The sequence below is a fragment of the Micromonospora lupini genome, assembly GCF_026342015.1.
GTDB lineage: Bacteria > Actinomycetota > Actinomycetes > Mycobacteriales > Micromonosporaceae > Micromonospora > Micromonospora lupini_B.
Genome location: NZ_JAPENL010000001.1, coordinates 315,163 through 338,424 on the forward strand (window position 1 = coordinate 315,163; position 23,262 = coordinate 338,424).

A 23,262-nucleotide genomic window follows, 5' to 3' on the forward strand; every position below is an offset into this window, starting at 1 on the left:
CCGGCCATAGTGGACCGACGCTGGGAGGCGGCCTTGACCACTGATGCTCGCGACACGACTGGCGACTCGTCGAGCGACCGGATCGACACGTCGGTGGCCCACCCCGCCCGCCGCTACAACTACTGGCTGGGCGGCAAGGACAACTTCCAGGCCGACCGCGACTCCGGGGACGCCATCGCGGCGGCCTTCCCGACCATCCGCACCGCCGCGCTGGAGAACCGCCGGTTCCTGCGGCGGGCCGTGGGCTATCTGGCCCGCGAGGAGGGCATCCGGCAGTTCCTCGACATCGGCACGGGCATCCCGACCGCCGACAACACGCACGAGGTCGCCCAGGCCGTCGCGCCCGAGTCCCGCGTGGTCTACGTGGACAACGACCCGATCGTGCTCGCGCACGCCCGCGCGTTGTTGAGCAGCACCACCGAGGGCGCCACCGCGTACATCGACGCCGACCTGCGCGATCCCGAGCGGATCCTGCGCCATCCGGAGCTGCTGCGCGCCATCGACCTGGCACAGCCCGTCGCGCTGATGCTGGTGGCGGTGCTGCACTTCGTGCCGGACGACGACGACCCGTACGCGCTGGTGCGGCGGCTGCTCGACGCGCTTCCGGCCGGCAGTTACCTGGCCGCTTCGCACGCCACCCACGAATACCTGCCGCCGGCGATCGCCGAGGAGGCCAGGGCGGCGGCCAAGGGTGGCGGCCCGCACGGGCTGATCAACCTGCGCACGCGGGCCGAGTTCGCGGGTTTCTTCACCGGGCTGGACGTGATCGAGCCGGGCATCGCGTCGGTCGCCGAGTGGCGGGCCGAGAGCGAGCCGCAGCCGCGCCCGTCGGTGGTCGAGGTGAGCATGTACGGCGGTGTCGCCCGCCTGCCCTGAGACAGCCGGGCCGGGTCAGGCGCCGGCGGCGTCGTCGTACCGCTCGCGGGCGGAGTGCACCTCGCCGATGTGCGTCTCGGCCCACGCCTTGATGGCGCGCTGCACCGGCAGCAGGCTCTCGCCCAGCGGCGTCAGCCGGTAGTCGACCCGGACCGGCACGCTCGCGGTCACCGACCTGTCGACCAGGCCGTCGCGTTCCAGCTTGCGCAGCGTCTGGGTGAGCATCTTCTGACTGGCCCCGGCAACGGTACGGGCCAGTTCGCTGTGCCGCAGCGGCCCGTCGGCAAGCGCGCTCACCACGAGCGTCAGCCACTTGTCGCTGAGTGTCGCCAACAGCTCGTGGCCCGGGCACTCGGCCAGGAAGGCGTTGTAGCGGCGGCGTTCCCGCTCGCGGCGCTCGTCGGCGGTCATGGTGGCCATCGTGAACCTCCCGGGTGCCCAGGGCACCCGAAGGTGCCTCCTTCCCGCCGCAGACTAGCGCTCCTAGCGTCGCCGGTATGAGAGCTGTGATCGTCCGCCGGTTCGGCGGCCCCGAGGTCCTGGAGATCGCCGACCTGCCCGTGCCGGAGCCGGGAGTCGGACAACTGCGGGTACGCGTCGCCGCCGCCGCCGTCAACCGGATCGACCTGTCCACCCGCAGCGGCGCGTTGAGCGCGGCGGGTCTGCTGCCACCGCTGCCCGTGGTGGCGCTGGGCTGGGACGTCGCGGGGGAGGTGGACGCGGTCGGGCCTGACGTACGGCGGTTCGCGGTGGGCGAGAAGGTGATCGGGCTGCGGGACCTGCTCTCCGCGCCGGGCGCCCAGGCCGAGTGGGTAGTGCTGGACGAGGACGCCGTCGCGCCGGCGCCGCGTACCGTCGCCCCGGAGTTGGCGGCGACGTTGCCGCTGATCGGTCTCACCGCGGCCCGGTCGCTGGCCCTCACCGGCCTGGACGTCGGACGGACGCTGCTTGTCACGGGCGCGGCCGGCGGGGTCGGCGGTCTGCTGCTCGAACTGGCGGCGGCGCGCGGCATCCGGACCGTCGCGGTGGCCGACGCCCGGGACGAGGAGCTGGTGCGGGGGTGCGGGGCGGACTGGTTCGTGGCGCGTACCGACCGGCTCGGCGCGGCCGTGCGCGCGGTGGTTCCGGGTGGGGTGGACGCGGTAATCGACGCGGCGGTCGTCGGGGTCGACGCGCACGAGGCGCTGCGGGGCGGGGGCACCTTCGTCGCGCTTGTGGCGCCGTTCGCCCCGCCGCCGTTGCGGGCCACCCGGGTCGTCGTGCAGGAGGTCCGCGCCGACGGCGCACGACTGGCCGAGCTGTCCGCGCTTGTCGACGGCGGCCGGCTCAGTCTGCGTCTGGCCGACCGGCTGCCGCTGGCCGAGGTGGCGGCGGCGCACGAACGGTTGGCCGCCGGGGGCCTGCGGGGTCGCCTGGTGCTGGTGCCCTGACGGGCTGCGTATTGACCGTCGCCAACTCGTCGGGTTAGTCTCTGTATCGATCCAGACTGAATCGATACAGAGAGGTGCCGGGTGAAGCCAACACTGCAAGCCGTGGCGGACGCCGTCGGCGTCTCCCGCAGCACCGTGTCCAACGCCTACAGCCGCCCCGACCAGCTGTCCACGGCACTGCGCGAGCGGGTCCTCGACGCCGCACGCCAACTCGGCTACCCGGGGCCCAACCCCACCGCCCGATCGCTGCGCCGCGGCTTCGTCGGCTCGATCGGGGTCCTGTTCACGTCGCAACTGTCGTACGCCTTCACCGACCCCTTCGCGGTCCGCTTCCTCACCGGGGTGAGCGCCGCCGCCGAGCGGCACGGCACCAGCATGCTGCTGGTGCCGCTGCCGCCGACGCAGACCGACGCGCGCCGGGCGGTGGAGAACGCCGCAGTCGACGGCTTCTGCGTCTACTGCGTGGCCGACGAGGAATGGGCGTTGGACGTGATCCGCGCGCGCGGACTGCCGTACGTCAGCACGGCTCCCCGCGACGACGCCGACGCGGACGAGCGGTACGTCGGCATCGACGAGCGGGCCGCCGCCCGCGGCATCGCCGCGCACGTCGCCGGTCTCGGCCACCGCCGGGTGGCCCTGCTCGCCGACGCCGTGCTGCCCGACGCGCCGGCCGGCCCCCTCACCCTCTCCGGGGTGCACGAAGCGTGGCACCCGACCACCCGCGGCCGGCTCAGCGGCTTCGCCGACGCGTTCCGCGAGGTCGGCGTCGGCTGGGCGGACCTGACTGTGGTCAACGCCCTCGGCAACAGCCGCCAGGCCGCGGCCGCCGCCGTCGCCGGACTGTTCGACGGGCCCGCACCGCCGACCGCAGTGCTGGCCGGCTCCGACGTGCTCGCCCTCGGCGTGCTCGACGCGCTGGCCAAGCGACCGGGCCGCACCAACCCGCCGGTCTCGGTGACCGGCTTCGACGACGTCCCCGAGGCCGCCGCGGCCGGCCTCACCACCGTCCGGCAACCGGCCGAGGACAAGGGCCGCATCGCCGCCGAACTGCTGCTCGACCCGCCCGCGGACGCCGCGGCCGGTCATGTGCTGCTACCCACCGCACTCGTCGTCCGGGCCTCCACCGGACCTGTCCCGAGGAGTTGACCATGGAATTCCCGACTGGCTACGTCACCGCTCTCGACGCGATGAACCGGCACGTCAACTCGGCCCGGCCGGACGCCCCGGTCCAGGTCGAACGCGCCCGCCGGCCACTACTGGCCCCCACCCGGCAGGTGACCGCCGTCGCCCTGCGCCGCCTCGCCGACCGGATCCAGCCCCGACCGCTGCCTCGCTGCTCCTGACCACCGCCCATTTCGGCACGCGCGGGACGAACGGTGCCGGTCCGGGCACGCAGAGTGGTCGACTGCGCACTCGCCAGGCAGACTGGTGAAGCCATGTCACCCTTCGCGCCCACCCTCCGCCTCCACGACCGCTACGTGCTGCACGAGCGGATCGGTCTCGGTGGCATGTCCGAGGTGTGGCGGGCCGACGACGAGGTGCTCGGCCGGCCGGTCGCGATCAAGGTTCTCGCCGGGCAGTTGGCCGCCGACCCGCAACTGCGGGCCACCATCCAGCGCGAGGCCCGCGCGGCCGCCCGGCTGACCCACCCCCACGTCACCCAGGTGTACGACTACGCCGAGGCGACCCTGGCCGGCGGCGTCGTCGTCCCGTACCTGGTGATGGAGCTGGTCGAGGGTCACAACCTGGCCGACCGGCTGCGCGGCGGCCCACTGCCCTGGCCGGAGGCGGTCCGCGTGGCCGGGCACATCGCCGCCGCGCTGGCCGCCGCGCACCGCATCGGCGTGGTGCACCGCGACGTCAAGCCGGGCAACGTCATGCTCACCGACACCGGCGCGAAGGTCCTCGACTTCGGCATCGCCGCGCTCGGCGGCCTCGACAGCCAGTCCGGCGAGCCGCTGATGGGCACTCCCGCGTACTTCGCGCCGGAGCGCCTCGCTGCCGGTCCGCCCGACCCGGCCAGCGACGTGTACGCCCTCGGCGCGCTGCTCTACCGCACGCTCACCGGCCAGGCGCCCCTGCCCGTGCAGAGCTGGGAGGACGCCCTGGAGGTGCACCGGCGGGGCACTCCGGTGCCGCCGCTGCGGGTGGACGGCCTGCCCGGCGACATCGCGGAGCTGACCCTCGCGTGCCTCGCCGCCGATCCGGCCCGCCGGCCGAGCGCCGCGCAGTTGGCCCGCCGGTTCGGGGCCGGTCAACCGGTCGAGCCGCCCACCGAGCTGCTGCGCATCCTGCCGCCGGCCGCGACGGCCCACCCGCCGACCCTGATCGACCGCTCGGCCGTCGCCCGCCCGACGCCTGTCGTGCCCGTGCCGGCCCGCCGCCGCTCGCGCCGACCCCTGGCACTCCTCGTGGCTGCCGGTCTCGCGGTGCTGGTCGGCGCCGGCGCGCTGCTCACCCAGGGGCACGGCACCCCCGACACCTCCGGCGCCGCGCCGACCGCCGCCCCGCCGTCGGCCTCCGCGCCGACACCCGCGCCCAGCACACGGTCACCGAAGCCGTCGGCGTCGGCCTCCACGTCGCCGCCCGCCGCCACCAGTGCCGCGCCCTCGACGGTCGGCCAGCAGGTGCCGGTCAGCTTCCGCCAGGTGAGCGACGAGTTCGGCGAGGTGCTCTCGGCGGCGGTGGCCCGCGGCGACGTCGACCGGAGGACCGCCGAGGACCTCCGCGACGACCTCGCCGACGTGAACCGACGGTCCAAGGACCGCGACCGCCGCATCGCCGACCTGCGGGACACCATCGCCGAGTTGGTGGACCGTGGCCGGCTGCCGCAGCAGACGGGCGCCCACCTCGACGCCCTGCTCAGCCGGGCCGGTGACCTGTCCACCGGCCGCGCCGACGACTGAGCGCATGGCGCGCTCGCCCACGGGCCGCCGCCGGTCGTAGTCTCAGCCGATGACGACACCGCAGACGCACGCCCTCGCCCTCCCCGGCGTCGATCTGGTCTACGACGTGCACGGTCCGCTGCCCCCGTCCGGCGGCCACCGTCTGCTGCTCATGATCGCCCAACCGATGACGGCGGACGGCTTCCGAGCCCTCACCACGCACGTCACGGACCGCACCGTCGTCACCTACGACCCGCGCGGCCTCGGGCGCAGCACCCGCACCGACGGCAGGTCCGACAACACGCCCCAGCAGCAGGCGGCCGACCTGCACCTGTTGATCGATGCGCTCGACGTCGGCCCGGTGGACATCTTCGCCAGCAGCGGCGGCGCGGTGACGGCCCTCGAACTCGTCGCCACCCACCCCGATGACGTCGCCACGCTCGTGGCCCACGAACCGCCGATCAACGCGGTGCTCCCCGACGCCGCGGCCGCCGAACGCGCGCGGGCCGGCTTCTACGAGGCGTACGTGGCCAAGGGTTTCGGGGCCGGGATGGCAACGTTCATCGCGATGACGTCGTGGCAGGGCGAGTTCACCGACGCCTACTTCGCCCAGCCCGCGCCCGACCCGGCCTCGGTCGGCATGCCGATTGAGGACGACGGCAGCCGCGACGACCCGCTGCTGTCGAAGAACTCGTGGGCGGTCACCGACTACCGGCCCGACGCGAGCCTGCTCACCGCGGCGTCGACCCGGATCGTGATCGCGGTCGGGGAGGAGTCGACGGGGACGTACACCGCGCGTACGGCCCTCGGCACGGCGGCGCTGCTCGGCCAGGAAGCCGTGGTGTTCCCGAGTCACCACGGCGGCTTCCTCGGTGGCGAGTTCGGCTACGCGGGCAAGCCCGAGGAGTTCGCGGCACGACTGCGCGACGTCCTGGACGCCGACTGACGACGATCTTCAACACCGGCCGTCCGGACGGCTGATCCATCCGCCCGCGTCGCTGGCATGATGGGCCGATGCGAACACGGCTGATCTTCGTGCGGCACGGCGAGTCGGTCCACCAGGTCGACGGGGTCGTGGGCGGCCCGCACGGCTGCCGCGGCCTGACCGCGCTCGGCCACGACCAGGCACAGCACCTGGCCCGGCGGCTCGCCGACGACTACGCCGTCGACCGTCCGGCGGCGGTGTACTCGTCCGTGCTGCGCCGCACCATCGAGACCGCGCAGCCGATCGCCGCGGCGTTCGGCATCCGCCCCCTCGCCGACTGCGGCCTGTGCACCTGGCACACCCCGCCGTACGCGGACGGGCTGCCGGTCATCCGCTTCCGGACGGAACACGCGGTGGCCGGTGGGGGCGTGTTCCGGCCGTTCGAGGACGGCAACGAGAGCTGGGCCGAACTGGTGGTACGCGTCAGCCGCGCCATCATGGAGATCGCGCACCGGCACCGGGGCGAAACAGTGGTCCTGGTCGGCCACAGCGAGACCGTCGAGGGCGCGTTCCACGCCCTCGCGGCGCAGCCGATCTTCCGGGCGTTCGACCTGGACGTGCCGCCCGCCTCGATCACCGAATGGGTCACCGACCACGACCCCGGCGGCTGGCCGCCGGCCCGCTGGACCCTGCGCCGCTTCGCTGACACCGCCGGGGTGGCAACGGCGTGATCCAGTAACGCCGCGTAGCCGATCTGGCCGGCCCTCAGTCGCTCAGGATCTGCTCGCGCAGGATCTCCGCGTGCCCGCAGTGCTGGGCCAACTCACGCAGCACGTGCAGGTAGACCCAGCGCAGCGGCAACGGGCCACGCCGGTTGCCGCGCAGCACGTCGTCCACGCCCAGCGACGCCGTGGTGCGGCGGGACGTCTCGCACGCCTCCCGATGGGCCGACCGGATGCTGTCGATCGTGTCGCCGTCATCGAGGATGAACGACTCGTCAGGCGTCGCCGGGATGCCGATCTCGGTGCGCGACCGACACGTCACGGCCTCGTCGAACCACACCTTCTCGACGAACGTCGCGTGCTTGACCAGACCCAGCAGGGTCGTCCGCGACGGCACCAGCGAGCGGCGTGCCTGCTCCTCGGTCAGCCCGTCCAGGCAGCCGTTGAGGGCTTCGCGGTGCTCGTCGATGAACGCCTCGAACTGTGCCTGGGCCGGCCGATCGACGACATCGGCGGCGAACGTCGGCGGGAAAACGGTCATGGACCGAAGCATGGCAAACGCCCTCGCTCGGAGGCAACCACGGCACGCTCAGCCGAAGGACACGAGAGCGCCGCGCTCGTCGAAGACCGCCGTGCCCGCCCAGGCGATCTCCCAGCGGTTGCCCTCGGGGTCGGCGATGTACCCCGAGCGCCCACCCCAGGGCCTGTCGGTCGGCTCGGCCACCACAGTCGCCCCCGCCGCGACGGCCGCGGCGAAGGCCGTGTCGACCTCCGCACGGCTGTCGACGTTGCAGGCCAGGGTCACACCGGACCAGCCACCGGTCGGCTCAGGAACGCCAGGCGCCGCCTCGGCGGCCAACTCCGGCAGCGGAAAGAGGGCGAGCAGAACGCCACCGAGCAGGAACGCCGACCACTCGTCGTCGCTCGTCGGCAGCTCGGGCCAGCCCAAGGTGCGGTAGAACGACCGCAGCAGGCCCACGTCGCGGACGCCCAGGGTGACCACCGACAGCCGGGAAGGGATCGCGCTCATGGCCCGATCCTGCCGCAGTGGTACGACAAACCGGTGCTCGTCGGGGCCGGCCGTCCGGAGCGGCGCGCTCAGTGGATGGTCGTCGCGGTCACCTCGCCCGGCGCCGTGCCCACCCGGGCGGCCACGTCACCCCGTGGCGTCCAGATGGCCGACCGGCCCGCCGCCTCGGTGTAGCCGCCGCCTGTCGACCCGGCGAAGCTCGCCACCGCCACCCAGACCCCGTGCGTCGTGGCGATCCGCCGGGCCCGCTCGTCCGGCACGGCGGCGTCGCACGCCAACTCAAGCACCCCCGCCGCGTACACGTCGATGCCGAGCGCGGCCGTGCGCTGCGCGTGTGCGGTGACGCCGGTGTCCTTGCAGACCGCCAGCCCGATCCGCCACCCGTCCACATCGAGCACACTCGGCGTGTCACCCGGCCGGAACCGCTCGGCCTCCGCGCCACCCAGCCACATCTTCCGGTACGCCACCGCCACCCCCTCTCCGGTGACCGCCAGCACTCCGATGTGGTCACCGACCACCGGCGCGCCAACCAGCGCCAGCGTGCCCTCCTCGGCGCACGCCCGCACCAGCGGCGTCAACCGGCTGTCGTCCACCGGCACGGCCGGGCCGTCCCACTCGTACCCCGTCAGTGACAGCTCCGGGAAGACCACCACCCGGGCGCGCGCCGCGCGGACCGCGTCGGCGTGCGCCCGCGCGTTCTGCGCGACATCCAGGGGTACGCACGGCGGCTGCGCCACGGCGAGCCGCAGCGGGGCGCGGTTCTCCGCACCTCCGTCGGTGTGGGCGACCCGCGCGGTCGGTTGGTCCGTCTCATGGTCGATTCTCAGGATCGGTTCGTAGCGTGGGGACATGATTCGAACGTCGCACGCCGTCCTCGCCACCGGAACCCCCGCCGCCGCGGCCGAACCGCCGGAGGGCGGAATCGTCGGCTACGTCAGCGATCTGGTGGAACGGCTCGGCGGGCCGGGCGCGGGTCTGGCGGTGGCGCTGGAGAACCTGTTCCCGCCGATCCCCAGCGAGGTCATCCTGCCGCTGGCCGGGTTCGTGGCCGCGCAGGGTCGGATGAGCCTGGTCGGCGCGATCTTCTGGACCACGCTGGGTTCGGTGCTGGGCGCGCTGGCGCTCTACCTGATCGGCGCGTCCCTGGGCCGGGAGCGGATGCGCGGCATCGTCGCCCGACTGCCGCTGGTGAAGCTCAGCGACGTGGACCGCACCGAGGCGTGGTTCCTGCGGCACGGCGTGAAGGCGGTGTTCTTCGGCCGGATGATCCCGATCTTCCGGAGCCTGATCTCCATTCCGGCCGGGGTGGAGCGGATGCCGGTGCGGACCTTCCTGCTCTACACGACGCTGGGCAGCCTGATCTGGAACACCACATTCGTGCTCGCCGGCTACCTTCTCGGCGACAACTGGCACCTCGTCGAGGGTTACGTCGGCACACTCCAGAACGTCGTGATCGTCGCCTGCGTCGCGGCCGTCGCCTGGTTCGTCGGGTCGCGGGTGCTGCAGGCCCGCCGCGCGGCGCGAAGCCCCGAGTCGACCGATCCCGCCGGTCCCTCCCGGCACGGTGCGCAGACGTCGGGGATGCCCGATCCGGGCGGTCGGGGCACCCTCTACCGGGGCGGTTCCTGGGCCTCGGACGAGCACTGACGGTATCGGCGCTCACCGGGCGGATCGTCACCCGTCGGCCCGTCCGACCCAGAAACCGCGCGGTGATACCAGGCGCAATGTCCGTTTCTGGACGTGGTGGGGTGTGACCGGGTGCATCCCCGGGCCGGAATCGTGGCGGGCCCGGGGTCGTTACACACCCTGACGATCGCAGGACCACGGCCCCGACCCACCCGTTCAGCGGGGCGGGAACGGCCGGCCCGGCCGGGTCGTTGCAGACCCCCGAACGACTGTTCATCCGCCGGCAGGTCCCGCTGAGGGCCCCGGGAATGCCCCCGGACCGGCGGTCGTTACACACGGTCCCGGTGCGACGAGCTCGTCGCCCGCCGGCCCCCTGGCGCCGCGAGCCCCGCCTCGCAGGCCGCCACCCCCCGAAGACTTTCCCCTCGAATCTGCAGCGCCGGACGAGGTGCTCACACCCGCGCCACCGCCCCCGTGGTGAGGCGGGTGTTCCTACCCCCGAAGGAGCTACCCCTCATGAACACGATCTTCCGTAAGAGCATGCTCTCGGTTGCTGGTCTCGCGTTCGCCGGTGGTGTCTTCGCCGGCCCGATCGCCCACGTCGCCGCCCCGAGCACGGACGCCCGGCCGGTCGCCGTGGTGCAGGCCGACAAGCCCGACACGAGCAAGCTGATCCCGCACGGCACCCAGGGCGACCAGTCGCACATCGACCTGAACGACGAGCAGACCGGCAACGCCAAGGCGATCATCGCCGCGACCAAGAAGGCCGGCCTGCCCGAGCGGGCGGCGGTCATCTCGATCGCGACGAGCCTGCAGGAGTCGAAGCTGGAGAACCTGGGTCACCTCGGCGACATGAACGACCATGATTCGCTGGGCCTGTTCCAGCAGCGCCCGTCCAGTGGTTGGGGCACGCCGGAGCAGATCACCGACCCCGAGTACTCGACGACCGCGTTCCTCAAGGGCCTGCGTCAGGTCGACGGGTGGCAGGACATGCCGCTGACCGAGGCCGCGCAGACCGTGCAGGTGTCGGCGTTCCCGGACGCGTACGCCCAGTGGGAGCAGCAGGCCGCCGACCTGGTCGGCCAGTACTGGAACAGCTGACCCGCAGCATGATCCGATCGCTGGCCGGCATCCCGAACCCGGGGTGCCGGCCAGGACTTATCCGCCCACCGCACGCCCGGCCTGGCCCGCCCGGCCTGGCCCGGCGCGGCCCGAACGGAACGCCATCGCTTGAGATCTTGGACAGTTTCCGTTGGCGCGGAACGGAAACTGTCCAAGATCTGAGCGGGGCGGGAACACCGGGAGGGGTTGGTGGGTTGTGAAGCTGTGTCGGTGTGATCCAGTGTCCCCGGGCCTCACCTAAACAGCCCTCGCGGAATACCGTTCGGCTGGAGCCGCGTCGCGCCATTCGCCGAGAGGCGACCTGCACACCGACACCAGCGCCGCCCCGGCCCAACCGGCCGGGGGCGGCGCTGTCTGTACCCACCGCGCGCGATGGCGTGTGCGGCACAATGGTCCGGTGACTGCCGCTGGGACCTGGTCGGAGCAGTCGGGTGTGCTCGTACTGCCCAGCGGGGCGATGGTGCGCGGGCGCCGTGTCGCCGCGACCGCCTCGCCGGCCGACTTCGCGCTGCTGTTGGCGCCCGGCCCGGAGCCGGCCTGGCCACATCGGCGGATCAGGTGGCCCGACTTCTGGGTGCCGCTCGATCGGGCCGACGCACTCGACGCGCTGCGCGTGGCGCTGCGAAGGGCACGCGACGGCGAACGCGTCGAGGTGGCGTGCCGGGGCGGGATCGGCCGGACGGGAACGGCGTTGGCCGCGCTGGCGATCCTCGACGGCCTGCCGGCCGAGCGGGCGGTGCCCTGGGTCCGGGCGGGCTACCACCCGAAGGCGGTCGAGACGCCCTGGCAGCGGCGCTGGCTGCGCCACGTCACCTGACCACCGCCGCCGTGCCGCCGTGCCGCCGTGCTGCCGTGCTGCCGTGCCGCCGTGCCGCCGTGCGGCCGTGTCTCAGCGCCGCGACTACGTCGACGAGGGCGTGCCGCCACCGGTGCGGCGCACCGCGAGCGGCTACCGGATCTTCACGACCGCACACGTCCGCGCGCTGACCGTGGCCCGGGGGCTGGCCGAGGGCACGGCCGGGGCCGTACCCGGGAGATCATGGCTGCGGTGCGCCGCGGCGACGTGCCGGCGGCCCTGGCGGCGCTCGACGGCGGCCATGCCGAGCTGGACCCTGAACGCGCGGACATCCGCCGCCCGATGGTCGCGCGGCCAACCGCTCCCACCGGGCGATCTTGTTGACTAGGGTCGGGCACATGAGAGCTGCGCTGCTGGCGGTCACGGCGTCCGCCGTCCTGCTCGCTCCCGCGCCGGTCCCGGCCGCCGCGGCGACCCCCACACCTGCCGCCGCCACGCCCGCCGCCCCGGAGACCGCCGCCACGGAGGGTGCCACGGAGGGTGCTGTCGCGGCGCGGGCCGTGCGCTGCCCACGGGCGGTGGCACCGGCGGTGTCCCGCCCGCCACGGCCCTCACCCCCGCCCGCCGTGCCGCAGGCGCGGGTGGTCGGCGGCGCCGCGCTGGCCACCAGTGGCCTGGTCGTGCCGACCGGCGCGGGCGCGCCTCCGGCGATCACCGCCACCTCGTGGTTGGTCGCGGACCTGGACTCCGGCCAGGTGCTCGGCGGCTGCGGCCCCCACGAGTACGGCACTCCGGCCAGCGTCCAGAAGCTGTTGCTGGCGGCCACGATGATGCCCCGGCTCGATCCCGCCCAGACGGTGACCGTGACCGAGGCGGACATGAACATCGAGCCCGGCTCCTCCGCCGTCGGCCTGGTCGAGGACGGCCGCTACACGATCGAGACGATCTGGCTGGGGCTGCTGCTCAACTCCGGCAACGAGGCGGCGAACGCGCTGGCCCGGCTGGGCGGCGGGCCCGACGGCGCGGCCGGGGGAGTCCGCGCCATGAACGAGCAGGCGCATCACCTCGGCGCGCTCCAGACGCACGCGGTCACACCGTCCGGGCTGGACGGCAGGGGCCAGTTCACAAGCGCGTACGACCTGGCGTTGATCGCCCGGGCCTGCTTCGCCCAGCCGACGTTCCGGCGGTACGCGCTCACCCAGCAGGCGACGATTCCGGCCCAGCCGGCGCAGCGCACCAAGGGCTTTCAGATCCAGAACGAGAACCAGCTCATCTACCGGTACCCGGGCGCGTTGGGCGGCAAGACGGGCTTCACCGACCTGGCGCGGCACACCTACGTCGGCGCGGCGGAACGGGACGGGCGTCGACTGGTGGTGACGTTGCTGGGCGCCGAACCGGCGCCGATGCGCGGCTGGGAACAGGGGGCGGCCCTGTTGGACTGGGGGTTCTCGCTGCCGCGCGACGCCAGCGTCGGCCGCCTGGTCGAGCCGGGCGAGCTGACCGCCACGCCGTCGGCCGCGCCCTCCGCGCTGGCCGCGCCCGGTCCACCCCGCCCGGCGGCGGCCAGCGGCCCGGCGAGTACCGGCTCCGGATGGCTGTGGTCGGTGGTCGCGCTGAGTGGCGCGGGAGTGCTGGCGCTGCTGGGCGGGTTGCTGTGGCACCGCCGCCGCCGGTTGCCCGGTCAGATCGACAACGGGCCTCGGCATCCATAGACTCCGGTCTTTCTGGCCAGCACGAGCCCAGGAGGACCCCTGTGTCGAGTGAACGAGAAACGCCTGCCGGCGCGGCGGCACCCCGCCGGTCGGTGCGCGCGCTGACCCGCCTCGCGGGCGTGACGGCGTTCGCCGCAACGCTCGTCGTCGGCGCGTCGGCTGCCGCGGTGGCCGCGCCGGTCCCGGCCGACGACGCGGTGAGCGCCGCCGCCGATGCCCGACCGCCGCGCACCACCCACGGCCCGTGCGCGTACACCGAGACACCCGACGAGCCGGCCGCCCGTCCGGTGCCGCTGCCGCCCGACCCGCGCCGCACCCCGGACCGGGGCAGTGTCCGGGTGACCCTCTCCACCAACCAGGGGTCGATCGGGTTGACCCTGGACCGGGCCGCCGCGCCGTGCACGGTCCAGAGCTTCCTGCACCTGGTCGGCAAGCGCTTCTACGACCGCACCCCGTGCCACCGCCTCACCGCGTACCCGACGTTGAGCGTGTTGCAGTGCGGCGACCCGTCCGGCACCGGCGAGGGTGGCCCCGGCTACCGGTACCGCGACGAGCTGCCGACCGACCTGCCGCCGGCCCCCACCGACCCGACAGGCGAACGCCGGCTCTACGCCCGGGGCGTGCTGGCGATGGCCAACGCCGGGCCGGACACCAACGGCAGCCAGTTCTTCCTGGTGTACGCAGATTCGGCGCTGCGCCCCAACTACACGATCTTCGGCACTGTCGACGCCGCCGGACTCGCCACCCTGGACCGGATCGCCGCCCACGGAATCGCGCCGACGGCCGAGGACCCGGCGCCCGTCGACGGCGCGCCCGCGCAGCCGGTGACCATCAGGCATGCCGTCCGCACACACCACCACCACTGAGCCGCCCGGCGCGGTGGACGGCTCCCGGGTCGCCCACCGCGCCGCCAGGCGTCCACGCCCGTCGCCGTGACAGGCACGGCGAATGCCGGCAGGTACGACGGCCGGGCAGGTGCGGCGTGCCGGGCCGGCAGGTGGCGACGGCCGGCAGGTGGCAACGGGCCGGCGGGTGTGGCCGGCGGGCCGGAAGCCGGAATTTTCGCGGGTGGACCGGAACAGGTGGGACCGGAATCCGACCCGGTTCGGGCCGTCGGAACGGGAGGGGTCAGCCGGTCGGCGGGACGGCGGTGCTGTCCCGGACTACCAACTCGGTGGCCAGCTCCACCCGGGGCGAGTCGATGCCCTCGCCCTGGGCCAGTCGCAGCACCGTCCGCACCGCCAGCCGGCCCATCTCGACCAAGGGCTGCCGGACGGTGGTCAACGGCGGTGACGCCCAACGGGCCTCCGGCAGGTCGTCGAAACCGACCACGCTGACGTCGTCGGGGACCCGCAGGCCGCGGCGGCGGATGGCCTCGTAGACGCCGAACGCCATCTGGTCGCTGGCCGCGAAGATGCCTGTCGGCGGGTCGGCCAGGTCGAGCAGCGCCGTGCCGCCGGCGAAGCCGGAGGCGTGGTAGAAGTCGCCCGGGTAGATCAGCGCGTCGTCCACCGGAACGCCGGCGGCCTCCAGCCCGGCGCGGTAGCCGTCGAGGCGGGCCCGGCTGCACAGCAGGTGCGTCGGCCCGGCCACGAACCCGATCCGCCGGTGCCTGACCGCCAGCAGGTGCTCGGTCGCGGCGAGCCCGCCGGCCCAGTTGGTGGCGCCGATCGTCGGAACGTCCATCGCCGGCACGCCGGCCGGGTCGACGACCACCACAGGTACGTTGAGGCGGCGCAGTTGCGCGTGCAGCGGCGGGCTCAGGTGCGACGTCACGAAGATGACACCGTCGGTGGCGCGGGTGCGCAGGTTCTGCAGCCACTGTCGGGCCGCCGTGGGCTGCCGGTGGATCGCGGAGACCACGGTGCCCACCCCGGCGCCGTGCCCGACGTCCTCCACGCCCCGGATGATCTCCACGGCCCAGGGGCTGTCCAGGTCGTTGAAGACCAGGTCGACGAGGCCCGCGCGGCGGACGCTGCGGCTGCTGCGGCGCCGGTAGCCGTGGTGGCGCAGCAGCTCCTCGACGCGTTCCCGGGTGCCGGGGGCCACATCGGACCGGCCGTTGAGCACCCGTGACACGGTCGGCACCGAGACCCCGGCCTCCCGTGCGATCGCGGTGATGGTCACCCTGCGTCCGTCGTCCGCGTCCACCCGCGTCTCCTTCACCGCTCCGGAGGGACGACCACGAGCGTCGTCCATCCAGTGTCCCGGAACGGCACGCCCGCCCCTCGCGCCATCTTGCCTCACGGACGGGGGTTGACGACACGCCAGGTCGGTTCTAGCGTTCGGCTGAGTTGCGGAAATGTTCCGGTAATTTGTCGGATGCGTATCGGCGTACGGTCCCGTCTCCGCCGCCCGGCTGTCGGCGTCGGCCATGCCGTGGACGCACCCTGTTCAGTGCCACGCGACAGACAAGGGGCGCCATGCACACGGACCTGCCCGAGGCGCAGCTGCGCGAGTACCGCGGCGTGGTGCGGGACCCCGCCGACTTCGACGAGTTCTGGGCCGACACATTGGCGCAGGCCCGCGACGCCAACTGGCCGATCCGGCTCGAGCCCGTGGTGACCGGTCTGACCGCCATCGACGTGTACGACGTGACGTTCCCCGGGTTCGCCGGTCAGCCCGTACGGGCCTGGCTGCGGGTGCCGCACGGGGCCGGCACGGCGCTGCCGACAGTCGTGCAGTACGTGGGCTACGGGGGCGGGCGCGGGCACGCGTTGGAGAACCTGCTCTGGGCGTCGGCCGGGTTCGCCCACCTGCAGATGGACACCCGGGGGCAGGGCTCGGGCTGGAGCCGGGGCGTCACCGCGGACCCGGGCGCCGCCGGCCCGGAGGCGCCCGGTGTGGCCACGCGGGGCATCGCCGATCCCCGCACCTACTACTACCGACGGTTGATCACCGACGCGGTCCGGGCGGTGGACGCGGCCCGGACCCTGCCGATGGTCGACCCGACCCGGGTGGCGGTGCTCGGGCACAGCCAGGGTGGCGCCCTCGCTCTCGCGGCCGGCGCGTTGGCACGCGGTGTGCGGGCCGTGGTCGCCCTCGTACCGTTCCTCTGTGACATCCCGCGCGCCGTGGTGATCACCGACGCCCATCCGTACCGGGAGATCCGCGACTACCTGGCGATCCACCGGGACGCCGAGGAGCGGGTGCTGACCACCCTGTCGTACGTCGACGGCGTCAACTTCGCCCGACGCTGCCGCCGACCGGCGCGCTACTCGGTGGCGTTGATGGACGACATCGTGCCGCCGTCGGGGGTCTACGCCGCGCACAACGCCCACGCGGGGGCGACGGAGCTGTCGGTGTGGCGGTACAACGGCCACGAGGCCGGCGGAATCGACGACGACGAGGCGGCTCTGCGCTTCCTCGGCACGCACCTGGTCGACACCCGCGACGCGGCGTCGACCGTGCCGGCTCCGGCTGGCGGCCGGCTGTTGAACGGGCTCGCGGCGGCCGACGGCTGATCCGACGCGCGGCACCGACCGCTGCTGATAGACAGGACGGGTGCGCAGGTCAGGGCGGGTTGGTGGCGGCGTCGTGCTCGCGCTCGTCGCGGTGCTCGGCGGCTGCTCCCATCCGCAACCGCGTGCCCGCCCGGCGGCCCCGGTGCCCGCCTCGGCCCCGGTCGCCACCTCGGCGAGCCCTCGACCGGCGACCGCGACCCCGACGGCGACCGGCGGGTTGCCGGGCTTCGTGGTGCTGACCGCCCTCGACCCGCGCATCCACGCCGACATCCGCTACGCCACGGCGCACAACTTCGTGGGCCGGCCGATCGCCGGCTACCGCGAGCCGCTGTGCCTGCTCACCAGGCAGGCCGCCGAGGCGCTGCGCCGGGTCCAGGACGCCGCGCTGGCCGGCGGCCACAGCCTCAAGGTGTACGACTGCTACCGCCCACAGCCGGCGGTGGACGACTTCGTCGCCTGGTCGAAGCGCCCCGGCGAGCAGCAGACCAGGGCCGAGTTCTATCCGGACGTGGCCAAGGACCGGCTCTTCGCCGACGGCTACATCGGCGCGCCGACGGCGCACAGTCGGGGCAGTACGCTGGACCTGACCCTCGTCGACGAGCCGCCCGCGAGCCAACCCGCGTACGTGCCCGGGCAGCGTCTCGTCCCCTGCACCGCGTCGCCGGGGCGGCGCTTCGCCGACAACAGCATCGACATGGGTACCGGTTTCGACTGTTTCGACGCCCGGGCGCACACCGCCGACCCGAGCATCACCGGCACGGCCCGGGAGAACCGGCAGTTGCTGCGGCGGTTGATGACCGACGCCGGGTTCGTCAACTACGACCGCGAGTGGTGGCACTACAGCCTGCGCGAGGAGCCGTACCCGGACACCTTCTTCGCCGCCCCGGTGGCCCGCTCCTCGCTCGGCTGACGGTCAGGTCCAGTAGAGGATGCGGCAGGCAGGCACCCGGGCGGCCAGTTCGGCGGTGAACCAGCCGCGCAGCTCGGCCATCGTGTCGCGGGGGTAGACGTACTTCACCGCGCCGAACTTGCCGTGTTTGCGGCTGCGGGACTCCTCGTCCATCTCCAGCCGGGTGTGCGGGTACCAGCCGAGCAGCACCTCCTTGCTGCCCGGCGTGAACCGGTGCGTGATCAGCTCGGCGGTCAGGTCCACGTCGGGGACCCCGTCGACCGCCGCGCGGACCTGGTCGAGCAGCTCGCCGTAGCGTTCGCGCCAGTCCGGCAGGGGCATGATCGGGGCGATGGTCAGCCCGACCGGGTAGCCGTCGAGCGCGAGCCGGCGCAGCGCGGCGAGCCGGTCCGGAACCCGCGCGGTACCGCCCTCGAACCGTTCGCTCACCGGGGCGCAGTTGACGCTGAACCGGACCCGGGTGCGGCCGGCGTGCGGCAGCCCGACGAAGGTGTCCACGTCTGCGTACTTGGTGGTCCAGCGCAACTGCACGGGCGCGTCCCAGCCGGCGAAGTGCTCCACCGCCCGCCGCCAACTGCCGGTCAGGTGCTCCAGCGCGAGCGGGTCGGTGTAGCAGGACGCCTCGAATGTGGTGCCCTCGTCGGCGCGGCGCGCGTTGCGGCTGGTCACCGTTCCGCGCCCGGCGTAGGCGGCCAGCCCGGCCAGGATGTCGTCGAGGTCCGCGTACACCCGGGTCACCGGCGGGCCGGAGAGCGAACCGGCGAGGTAGCAGTACTGACAGTGCGCGGGGCAGCCCTCGGCGAGGTCGACGCGCCAGTCGGCGCTGGGGGAGATGGGTTGCAGGGCACGCCGCGACGGCGGGCTCACCACGATCGCCATTGTCGCCTTGGCGCGGGCGTACGTCTCCCGGTCGGTCTGCCCGCGTACGCCGGTGAGCCGGTTGGACCGCAGTCGTTCCACCTCGATGCCCAGCGCCCGCACCCGGTCGACGATCCGCTGCCCGTGGGGGTGTTCGAGGGCGGCCGGGGTGGCCACCACCCGGCCCGGGGTCCAGCGGCGTGCCGGTCTGGCCGCCGGGGCGAGCCCGGCGAGGTCGCGGGTCGGCACCCGCTCGCCGCTGGCGTCGTGCGGCGCGGCGGGCACGTCCACGGCGAGCGGCTGGTCGACGTCGACGGCGTCCGGGCTGGTCATCCGGCCGGGGTACCCGCTGTCGCAGGAATCCCACCCGATCGGCCGGCCCGCGATTGACGCACCGGTCGGCAGCGCATAACCTTTCGTCTATCTGTAAACCTTGTGAACAGATAGTTCACGTCGACGCGGCGGCGCGCGTCCCGACCGAAGGGACGATCAGGTGATCGCAGAACTTCCCTCCCGTACCCGAAGGATCCTGTCGGTGTTCGTCGCCCTCGTCGTCGCCGTGAGCGCCGGCCTCGGCCTCGGCGTCACGCGCAGCGCGCAGGCCGCGCCGACGTTCAAGGTCCTGGCCTTCTACAACGGCACCTGGGACGCCGCGCACATCGACTTCGACCGCGACGCCCGCGCCTGGTTCCCGCAGGCCGCCGCCCAGTACGGCTTCTCCTGGGAGGCCACCACCAACTGGGGTCTGCTGAACACCGCCAACCTGGCCCAGTACAAGGTCGTCATGTTCCTCGACGACGCGCCGCCCGCCGCGCAACGCCCCGCGTTCGAGCAGTACATGCGCAACGGCGGGGCGTGGATGGGCTTCCACGTCAGCGCGTTCACCACCGACCCGTCGAGCTGGAGCTGGTACTACAACACCTTCCTCGGCTCCGGCGCCTTCCAGACCAACACCTGGGAGCCGACCCGCGTCACGATGCGCGCCGACAACCGCACCCACCCGGCCACCCAGGCGCTCCCGGCGACCTTCGGGTCGTCGTTCAGCGAGTGGTACTCCTGGAGCAACGACCTGCGACAGAATCCGGACATCGACATCCTGGCCTCCGTCGACCCGTCCAGCTTCCCGGTCGGCACGGACCCCAACCAGTCCTGGTACGGCGGCTACTACCCGCTGGTGTGGAGCAACAAGCGCTACAAGATGCTGTACGCCAACTTCGGGCACAACCGCATGAACTACAGCACCAACACCGGCCTGTCCTCGACCTTCGACAGCCCGCAGCAGAACAAGCTGCTCATCGACGGTCTGCACTGGCTCGCCGGCGTCGGCACGGTGCCCACGTCGACGCCCACGCCCACCCCGACCGGCAGCGCCGGCCCGATCTCGCCGACCGCCTGGCACACGGTCGTCAACCGGGGCAGCGGCAAGTGCGTGGACGCCCGCGCCGCCGGCACCGCCAACGGCACCGCCATCCAGCAGTACGCCTGCAACAGCAGCGCCGCCCAGCAGTACCAGTTCGCGCCGACGAGCGGCGGCTACCTGCGGGTCAACAACCGGGGCAACAGCGCCCAGGTGCTCGACGTGACCGACCGGTCGACAGCCGACTCGGCGCCCATCCAGCTGTGGTCGTACAGCGGCGGCAACAACCAGCAGTGGCGGGCCGAGTCCGAGGGAGGCGGCTACTACCGGCTGGTGAACCGCAGCAGCGGCAAGTGCCTGGACGTGCCGGGAGCGTCCACGGCGGACAGCGTCCAGCTCATCCAGTACGCCTGCAACGGCACCGCGGCGCAGTCCTTCCGGCTGGTGCCGCAGTCGTAGATCGCGGGCGGTAGCGTCCGCGCATGGCCATCCCCGATCGCGTGCCCATCGCGTACGAGTCCGACTACCGCACCCGCCACATCGGCCGGTACGACAAGGGTCAGTTCTTCGGCTCCGTCACCGCGACACTCGCCGACGGTGCCGGAGCCGAAGACGACTGGTACCGACACAAGCGGTGGTACGCGGTGCTGCACCGTTTCGACGCCGACGGCGTGCACACGGACTCGGACATCTGGTTCGCCGGCACCAGCGAGGACGAGGAAGCCTCGATCACCCGTGCCGAGGCTCGCCTCCTCGAATGGCTCGACGGGCTGCCCGGCCGGACCTTCGGCGACATCGCCGTCGGGCTGTTCCAGGTCGAGGTCGACGGGCACGTCTTCGGGCTTGTCGACTGGTCCGCGGAGTACGACGGCGCGGACCACGCCGAGTTTCTCCCCGACGACCTGGGCTTCGACCCGCCCTGGGACGGCTGTTACGACACCTGAGCGGCGCGGCGCAGTTCGGCGGCCAGCCCCTGGTACGCGACCTGTCGAGCTGCCCCACGAACGGGGCGGGCAGGAGGCCCACGACCACCGCCGGCCGTGGGCGCGACGCAATATCCTTTGCGGACAGCTCCTGGCACGCCTACCGTCATGCGGAGTACGGCCGACCGCGCACACCCGGGGGGAGCACGCCATGTCGCAACGCACAGCCACCTGGCGTGTGCCAGGTGCCGGCGCCGCCTTGCCGTCCGGCGCGTCGTGCCGGTGTCTCGGCCGGCCCGCACAGGGCCGTAACCAGGACCGGTATCAGGACCGGTATCGGAGGCGGCGACCTCGCTGACGCCACGCGCGTCGAGCGCGGCCGCCCACCCCCGCCGGGGTCGGCGGCCCTTTTCGTATCCGACGAGCTTGGACGCCGGCTCCACCCAGCGCACGATCATTTACGGTCACCAGGTAGCGCTGGTGTCGGCACGACACGAGGAGACCACGATGGGATTCACCCCTCTCGCCGGTACCCGGGCACCGGTCCGGGTCTGGACCGACCCGTACGCCATCGAGCCGCAGGCCGCGAAGCAGCTGCGCAACATCGGCGCGCTGCCCTGGGTGCAGGGCGTCGCCGTCATGCCTGACGTGCACTTCGGCAAGGGCGCCACCGTCGGCTCGGTGATCGCCATGCGGCAGGCCGTATCGCCGGCAGCGGTCGGCGTCGACATCGGCTGCGGCATGTCAGCGGTGCGCACGTCGCTGACCGCCGCCGACCTGCCGGACGACCTGGCCGGGCTGCGCTCGGCGATCGAGGCCACCATCCCGGTCGGCTTCGCCCAGCGGCAGGAGGCGGTCAACCCGCGCCGGGTCCGTGGCCTGGAGCAGGCCGGCTGGGACGACTTCTGGAGCCGGTTCGCGGGCCTGGACCGGCGGGTGGCGCAGTTGGAGACCCGGGCCCAGCGGCAGCTCGGGACGCTCGGCGGCGGCAACCACTTCATCGAGGTCTGCCTGGAGCAGGGCGGCGCCGACGAGGGCCGGGTGTGGCTGATGCTGCACTCCGGGTCCCGCAACATCGGCAAGGAGTTGGCCGAACGGCACATCGGAGTGGCCCGGGGGCTGCCGCACAACGCCGACCTGCCCGACCGGGACCTGGCGGTGTTCCTCGCCGGAACGCCGGAGATGGACGCGTACCGGCGGGACCTGTGGTGGGCGCAGGAGTATGCGCGACGCAACCGGGCGGTCATGCTGGCGCTGCTCTGCGGCGTGGTGCGCGAGCACTTCCCGCAGGTCGGCTACGACGACCCGATCTCGTGCCACCACAACTACGTGTCGGAGGAGAGCTACGACGGGGTGGAGGTGCTTGTCACCCGCAAGGGCGCCATCCGGGCCGGGCGGGGTGACCTGGGCATCATCCCCGGGTCGATGGGCACCGGGTCGTACATCGTGCGGGGCCGCGGCAACCCGGACGCGTACTGCTCGGCCTCACACGGTGCCGGGCGGCGGATGTCGCGGGCGCAGGCCAAGCGGACGTTCAGCACCGACGACCTGGCCGCGCAGACCGCCGGCGTCGAGTGCCGCAAGGACGCCGGGGTGGTCGACGAGATCCCCGGCGCGTACAAGGACATCACCGAGGTGATGGCCCAGCAGGAGGACCTGGTCGAGGTGGTCGCGCACCTCAAGCAGGTCGTCTGCGTGAAGGGCTGACGGGGGGTACGCGCGGGCCGGGAGCACCGGCCCGCGCGGCACCCGTCAGAAGCCGACGAAGACCCGGCGCAGGTCGTCCAGGGCCAGCGGCCCGGTCACCTGCACGCCGTCCGGCGTGTACTGCGGCCCGAGCCGGCCGACCACCAGCCGCAGCCACGTCTCGGCCGGCAGGGACAGCTCACCGTCGGGCTGCTCAGGCGCGTCGGTCAGTTCGATCTGCTCGCCCAGCCGCAGCCCGAACGTCCGCTCCGGGTCCCGCAGCCGTACCAGCAGGGTGGCCTGTCGGCCGGCCAGCTCCTGCGGCCGGCTCGTCCAGCCCAGCATGCCGCCGATCTGCTCGATCAGCAGCGGCACCGCCTCCGGCGTCACCGCCGCGAACGAGTTGAACGCCACCTCGGCGTCCCACTGGTGCAGGGCGAACTCGCTGAGCCGGAACCGGGCGGCGGTGGCGACGTCGACCGGCTCCGGCAGGAAGCCGAGGTCGATCCGCAGTGTCGAGCGGGTGTCGGCGTCAAGCGCCTCGTACGCCTCGACCAGCCGCTGGTTGGACTCCAGGAAGCCGGCCGCGTGCTCCTCGGGGGACATGGCGTCCCAGCGCGCCCAGACGGTGCGGTTGAAGTCGCCGTCCGGTCCGGCCGTGCCCTCGCGGGCCGCGGTCAGCGCCGCGAGGCCGATCTCCGCGCCGCTGCCGAGGTGGCTGAGTACCTGGGAGACCTGCCACTCGCTGGCCCCGGAGGGGCGGCGCAGGTCGTCTTCCTTGAGGTCGCGCACGAGCGCGGCAAGCTCCTCGTGGCCGGAGCGTAGCGCGTGGATGATCTGGTCGGCAGCCGTGGACATGTGTCTCCTCAACGGATCTTCGACGATGGTGGGGACGCTACCGGACGGGTCGGCGGCCGGCCCGCTCCACTCGGAGCGGGTC

Annotated in this window: 25 protein-coding genes; 18 read left to right on the forward strand and 7 right to left on the reverse strand. The window is 73.3% G+C overall.

The window, feature by feature from the left end; translation table 11 throughout:
* Positions 1-33 precede the first annotated feature (33 nt).
* On the forward strand, positions 34-876 hold the full coding sequence (locus OOJ91_RS01355; RefSeq protein ID WP_266241526.1) for an SAM-dependent methyltransferase: 843 nt from the start codon (positions 34-36) through the stop codon (positions 874-876).
* Between the two features lie 15 nt (positions 877-891).
* Here OOJ91_RS01355 and OOJ91_RS01360 read toward each other — a convergent pair whose 3' ends face one another.
* Positions 892-1,296, reverse strand: coding sequence for a winged helix-turn-helix transcriptional regulator (locus tag OOJ91_RS01360; RefSeq protein WP_266241528.1), 405 nt, complete (start codon positions 1,294-1,296; stop codon positions 892-894).
* A 77-nt stretch (positions 1,297-1,373) separates the two neighbouring features.
* Between OOJ91_RS01360 and OOJ91_RS01365 the strand changes: the two genes are divergently transcribed.
* The 6 genes from OOJ91_RS01365 to OOJ91_RS01390 all read left to right on the forward strand — a co-directional run bounded on the left by OOJ91_RS01365 (position 1,374) and on the right by OOJ91_RS01390 (position 6,847).
* Positions 1,374-2,306 carry an NADP-dependent oxidoreductase gene (locus OOJ91_RS01365; RefSeq protein ID WP_266241530.1) on the forward strand — a complete coding sequence of 311 codons (933 nt, stop codon included), beginning with the start codon at positions 1,374-1,376 and terminating at the stop codon, positions 2,304-2,306.
* A gap of 102 nt (positions 2,307-2,408) precedes the next feature.
* The gene (locus OOJ91_RS01370; protein ID WP_266241531.1) at positions 2,409-3,452 is read left to right on the forward strand and encodes a LacI family DNA-binding transcriptional regulator; all 1,044 of its coding nucleotides are present in this window, start codon (positions 2,409-2,411) and stop codon (positions 3,450-3,452) included.
* A 2-nt stretch (positions 3,453-3,454) separates the two neighbouring features.
* The gene (locus tag OOJ91_RS01375) at positions 3,455-3,649 is read left to right on the forward strand and encodes a hypothetical protein (protein WP_266241533.1); all 195 of its coding nucleotides are present in this window, start codon (positions 3,455-3,457) and stop codon (positions 3,647-3,649) included.
* A gap of 93 nt (positions 3,650-3,742) precedes the next feature.
* Positions 3,743-5,212, forward strand: coding sequence for a serine/threonine-protein kinase (locus tag OOJ91_RS01380; RefSeq protein ID WP_266241535.1), 1,470 nt, complete (start codon positions 3,743-3,745; stop codon positions 5,210-5,212).
* Between the two features lie 49 nt (positions 5,213-5,261).
* The gene (locus OOJ91_RS01385; protein WP_266241537.1) at positions 5,262-6,137 is read left to right on the forward strand and encodes an alpha/beta fold hydrolase; all 876 of its coding nucleotides are present in this window, start codon (positions 5,262-5,264) and stop codon (positions 6,135-6,137) included.
* 68 nt (positions 6,138-6,205) lie between these two features.
* Complete coding sequence (locus tag OOJ91_RS01390; RefSeq protein ID WP_266241538.1) at positions 6,206-6,847, forward strand: histidine phosphatase family protein; 642 nt, start codon at positions 6,206-6,208, stop codon at positions 6,845-6,847.
* Positions 6,848-6,881: 34 nt separating this feature from the next.
* Here OOJ91_RS01390 and OOJ91_RS01395 read toward each other — a convergent pair whose 3' ends face one another.
* The 3 genes from OOJ91_RS01395 to OOJ91_RS01405 all read right to left on the reverse strand — a co-directional run bounded on the left by OOJ91_RS01395 (position 6,882) and on the right by OOJ91_RS01405 (position 8,617).
* Positions 6,882-7,379, reverse strand: coding sequence for a DinB family protein (locus OOJ91_RS01395; protein ID WP_266241540.1), 498 nt, complete (start codon positions 7,377-7,379; stop codon positions 6,882-6,884).
* 48 nt (positions 7,380-7,427) lie between these two features.
* Positions 7,428-7,868 (reverse strand): VOC family protein, encoded by a 441-nt coding sequence (locus tag OOJ91_RS01400; RefSeq protein WP_266241542.1) that lies wholly within the window; start codon positions 7,866-7,868, stop codon positions 7,428-7,430.
* 68 nt (positions 7,869-7,936) lie between these two features.
* Complete coding sequence (locus OOJ91_RS01405) at positions 7,937-8,617, reverse strand: carbon-nitrogen hydrolase family protein (protein WP_266245218.1); 681 nt, start codon at positions 8,615-8,617, stop codon at positions 7,937-7,939.
* 100 nt (positions 8,618-8,717) lie between these two features.
* On the opposite strand from OOJ91_RS01405, the gene OOJ91_RS01410 reads away from it, so the two are divergent.
* From OOJ91_RS01410 to OOJ91_RS01435, 6 genes are all read left to right on the forward strand, one after another.
* On the forward strand, positions 8,718-9,515 hold the full coding sequence (locus tag OOJ91_RS01410; protein ID WP_266241544.1) for a DedA family protein: 798 nt from the start codon (positions 8,718-8,720) through the stop codon (positions 9,513-9,515).
* A 495-nt stretch (positions 9,516-10,010) separates the two neighbouring features.
* The gene (locus tag OOJ91_RS01415) at positions 10,011-10,595 is read left to right on the forward strand and encodes a hypothetical protein (protein ID WP_266241546.1); all 585 of its coding nucleotides are present in this window, start codon (positions 10,011-10,013) and stop codon (positions 10,593-10,595) included.
* Between the two features lie 418 nt (positions 10,596-11,013).
* A complete protein-coding gene (locus OOJ91_RS01420) occupies positions 11,014-11,433 on the forward strand; it encodes a protein-tyrosine phosphatase family protein (RefSeq protein WP_439117005.1) in 420 nt (139 codons plus the stop codon).
* Positions 11,434-11,655: 222 nt separating this feature from the next.
* Positions 11,656-11,796, forward strand: a complete 141-nt coding sequence (locus OOJ91_RS01425) for a hypothetical protein (protein WP_266241548.1) — start codon at positions 11,656-11,658, stop codon at positions 11,794-11,796.
* A gap of 14 nt (positions 11,797-11,810) precedes the next feature.
* Positions 11,811-13,124 carry a D-alanyl-D-alanine carboxypeptidase family protein gene (locus OOJ91_RS01430; protein WP_266241551.1) on the forward strand — a complete coding sequence of 438 codons (1,314 nt, stop codon included), beginning with the start codon at positions 11,811-11,813 and terminating at the stop codon, positions 13,122-13,124.
* Positions 13,125-13,165: 41 nt separating this feature from the next.
* Positions 13,166-13,990: a peptidylprolyl isomerase gene (locus OOJ91_RS01435; RefSeq protein WP_266241553.1), complete on the forward strand. Its 825-nt coding sequence runs from the start codon at positions 13,166-13,168 to the stop codon at positions 13,988-13,990.
* 262 nt (positions 13,991-14,252) lie between these two features.
* Here OOJ91_RS01435 and OOJ91_RS01440 read toward each other — a convergent pair whose 3' ends face one another.
* Positions 14,253-15,275, reverse strand: coding sequence for a LacI family DNA-binding transcriptional regulator (locus OOJ91_RS01440; protein WP_266245221.1), 1,023 nt, complete (start codon positions 15,273-15,275; stop codon positions 14,253-14,255).
* Between the two features lie 272 nt (positions 15,276-15,547).
* On the opposite strand from OOJ91_RS01440, the gene OOJ91_RS01445 reads away from it, so the two are divergent.
* Together OOJ91_RS01445 and OOJ91_RS01450 are read left to right on the forward strand one after the other, a co-directional pair.
* Positions 15,548-16,588: an acetylxylan esterase gene (locus OOJ91_RS01445; RefSeq protein WP_266241555.1), complete on the forward strand. Its 1,041-nt coding sequence runs from the start codon at positions 15,548-15,550 to the stop codon at positions 16,586-16,588.
* A gap of 40 nt (positions 16,589-16,628) precedes the next feature.
* Entirely contained in the window at positions 16,629-17,498 is an 870-nt protein-coding gene (locus OOJ91_RS01450; protein WP_266241557.1) for a M15 family metallopeptidase, read from the forward strand.
* 3 nt (positions 17,499-17,501) lie between these two features.
* Here OOJ91_RS01450 and OOJ91_RS01455 read toward each other — a convergent pair whose 3' ends face one another.
* Positions 17,502-18,689, reverse strand: coding sequence for a spore photoproduct lyase family protein (locus tag OOJ91_RS01455; RefSeq protein WP_266241559.1), 1,188 nt, complete (start codon positions 18,687-18,689; stop codon positions 17,502-17,504).
* 202 nt (positions 18,690-18,891) lie between these two features.
* On the opposite strand from OOJ91_RS01455, the gene OOJ91_RS01460 reads away from it, so the two are divergent.
* From OOJ91_RS01460 to OOJ91_RS01470, 3 genes are all read left to right on the forward strand, one after another.
* Complete coding sequence (locus OOJ91_RS01460) at positions 18,892-20,172, forward strand: RICIN domain-containing protein (RefSeq protein WP_266241561.1); 1,281 nt, start codon at positions 18,892-18,894, stop codon at positions 20,170-20,172.
* A 23-nt stretch (positions 20,173-20,195) separates the two neighbouring features.
* Entirely contained in the window at positions 20,196-20,657 is a 462-nt protein-coding gene (locus tag OOJ91_RS01465) for a hypothetical protein (RefSeq protein ID WP_266241563.1), read from the forward strand.
* 486 nt (positions 20,658-21,143) lie between these two features.
* Positions 21,144-22,343: an RtcB family protein gene (locus OOJ91_RS01470; protein ID WP_266241565.1), complete on the forward strand. Its 1,200-nt coding sequence runs from the start codon at positions 21,144-21,146 to the stop codon at positions 22,341-22,343.
* 45 nt (positions 22,344-22,388) lie between these two features.
* Here the strand turns inward: OOJ91_RS01470 and OOJ91_RS01475 are convergent, their stop codons facing one another.
* Complete coding sequence (locus OOJ91_RS01475) at positions 22,389-23,180, reverse strand: maleylpyruvate isomerase family mycothiol-dependent enzyme (RefSeq protein WP_266241567.1); 792 nt, start codon at positions 23,178-23,180, stop codon at positions 22,389-22,391.
* Between the last annotated feature and the right edge of the window lie 82 nt (positions 23,181-23,262).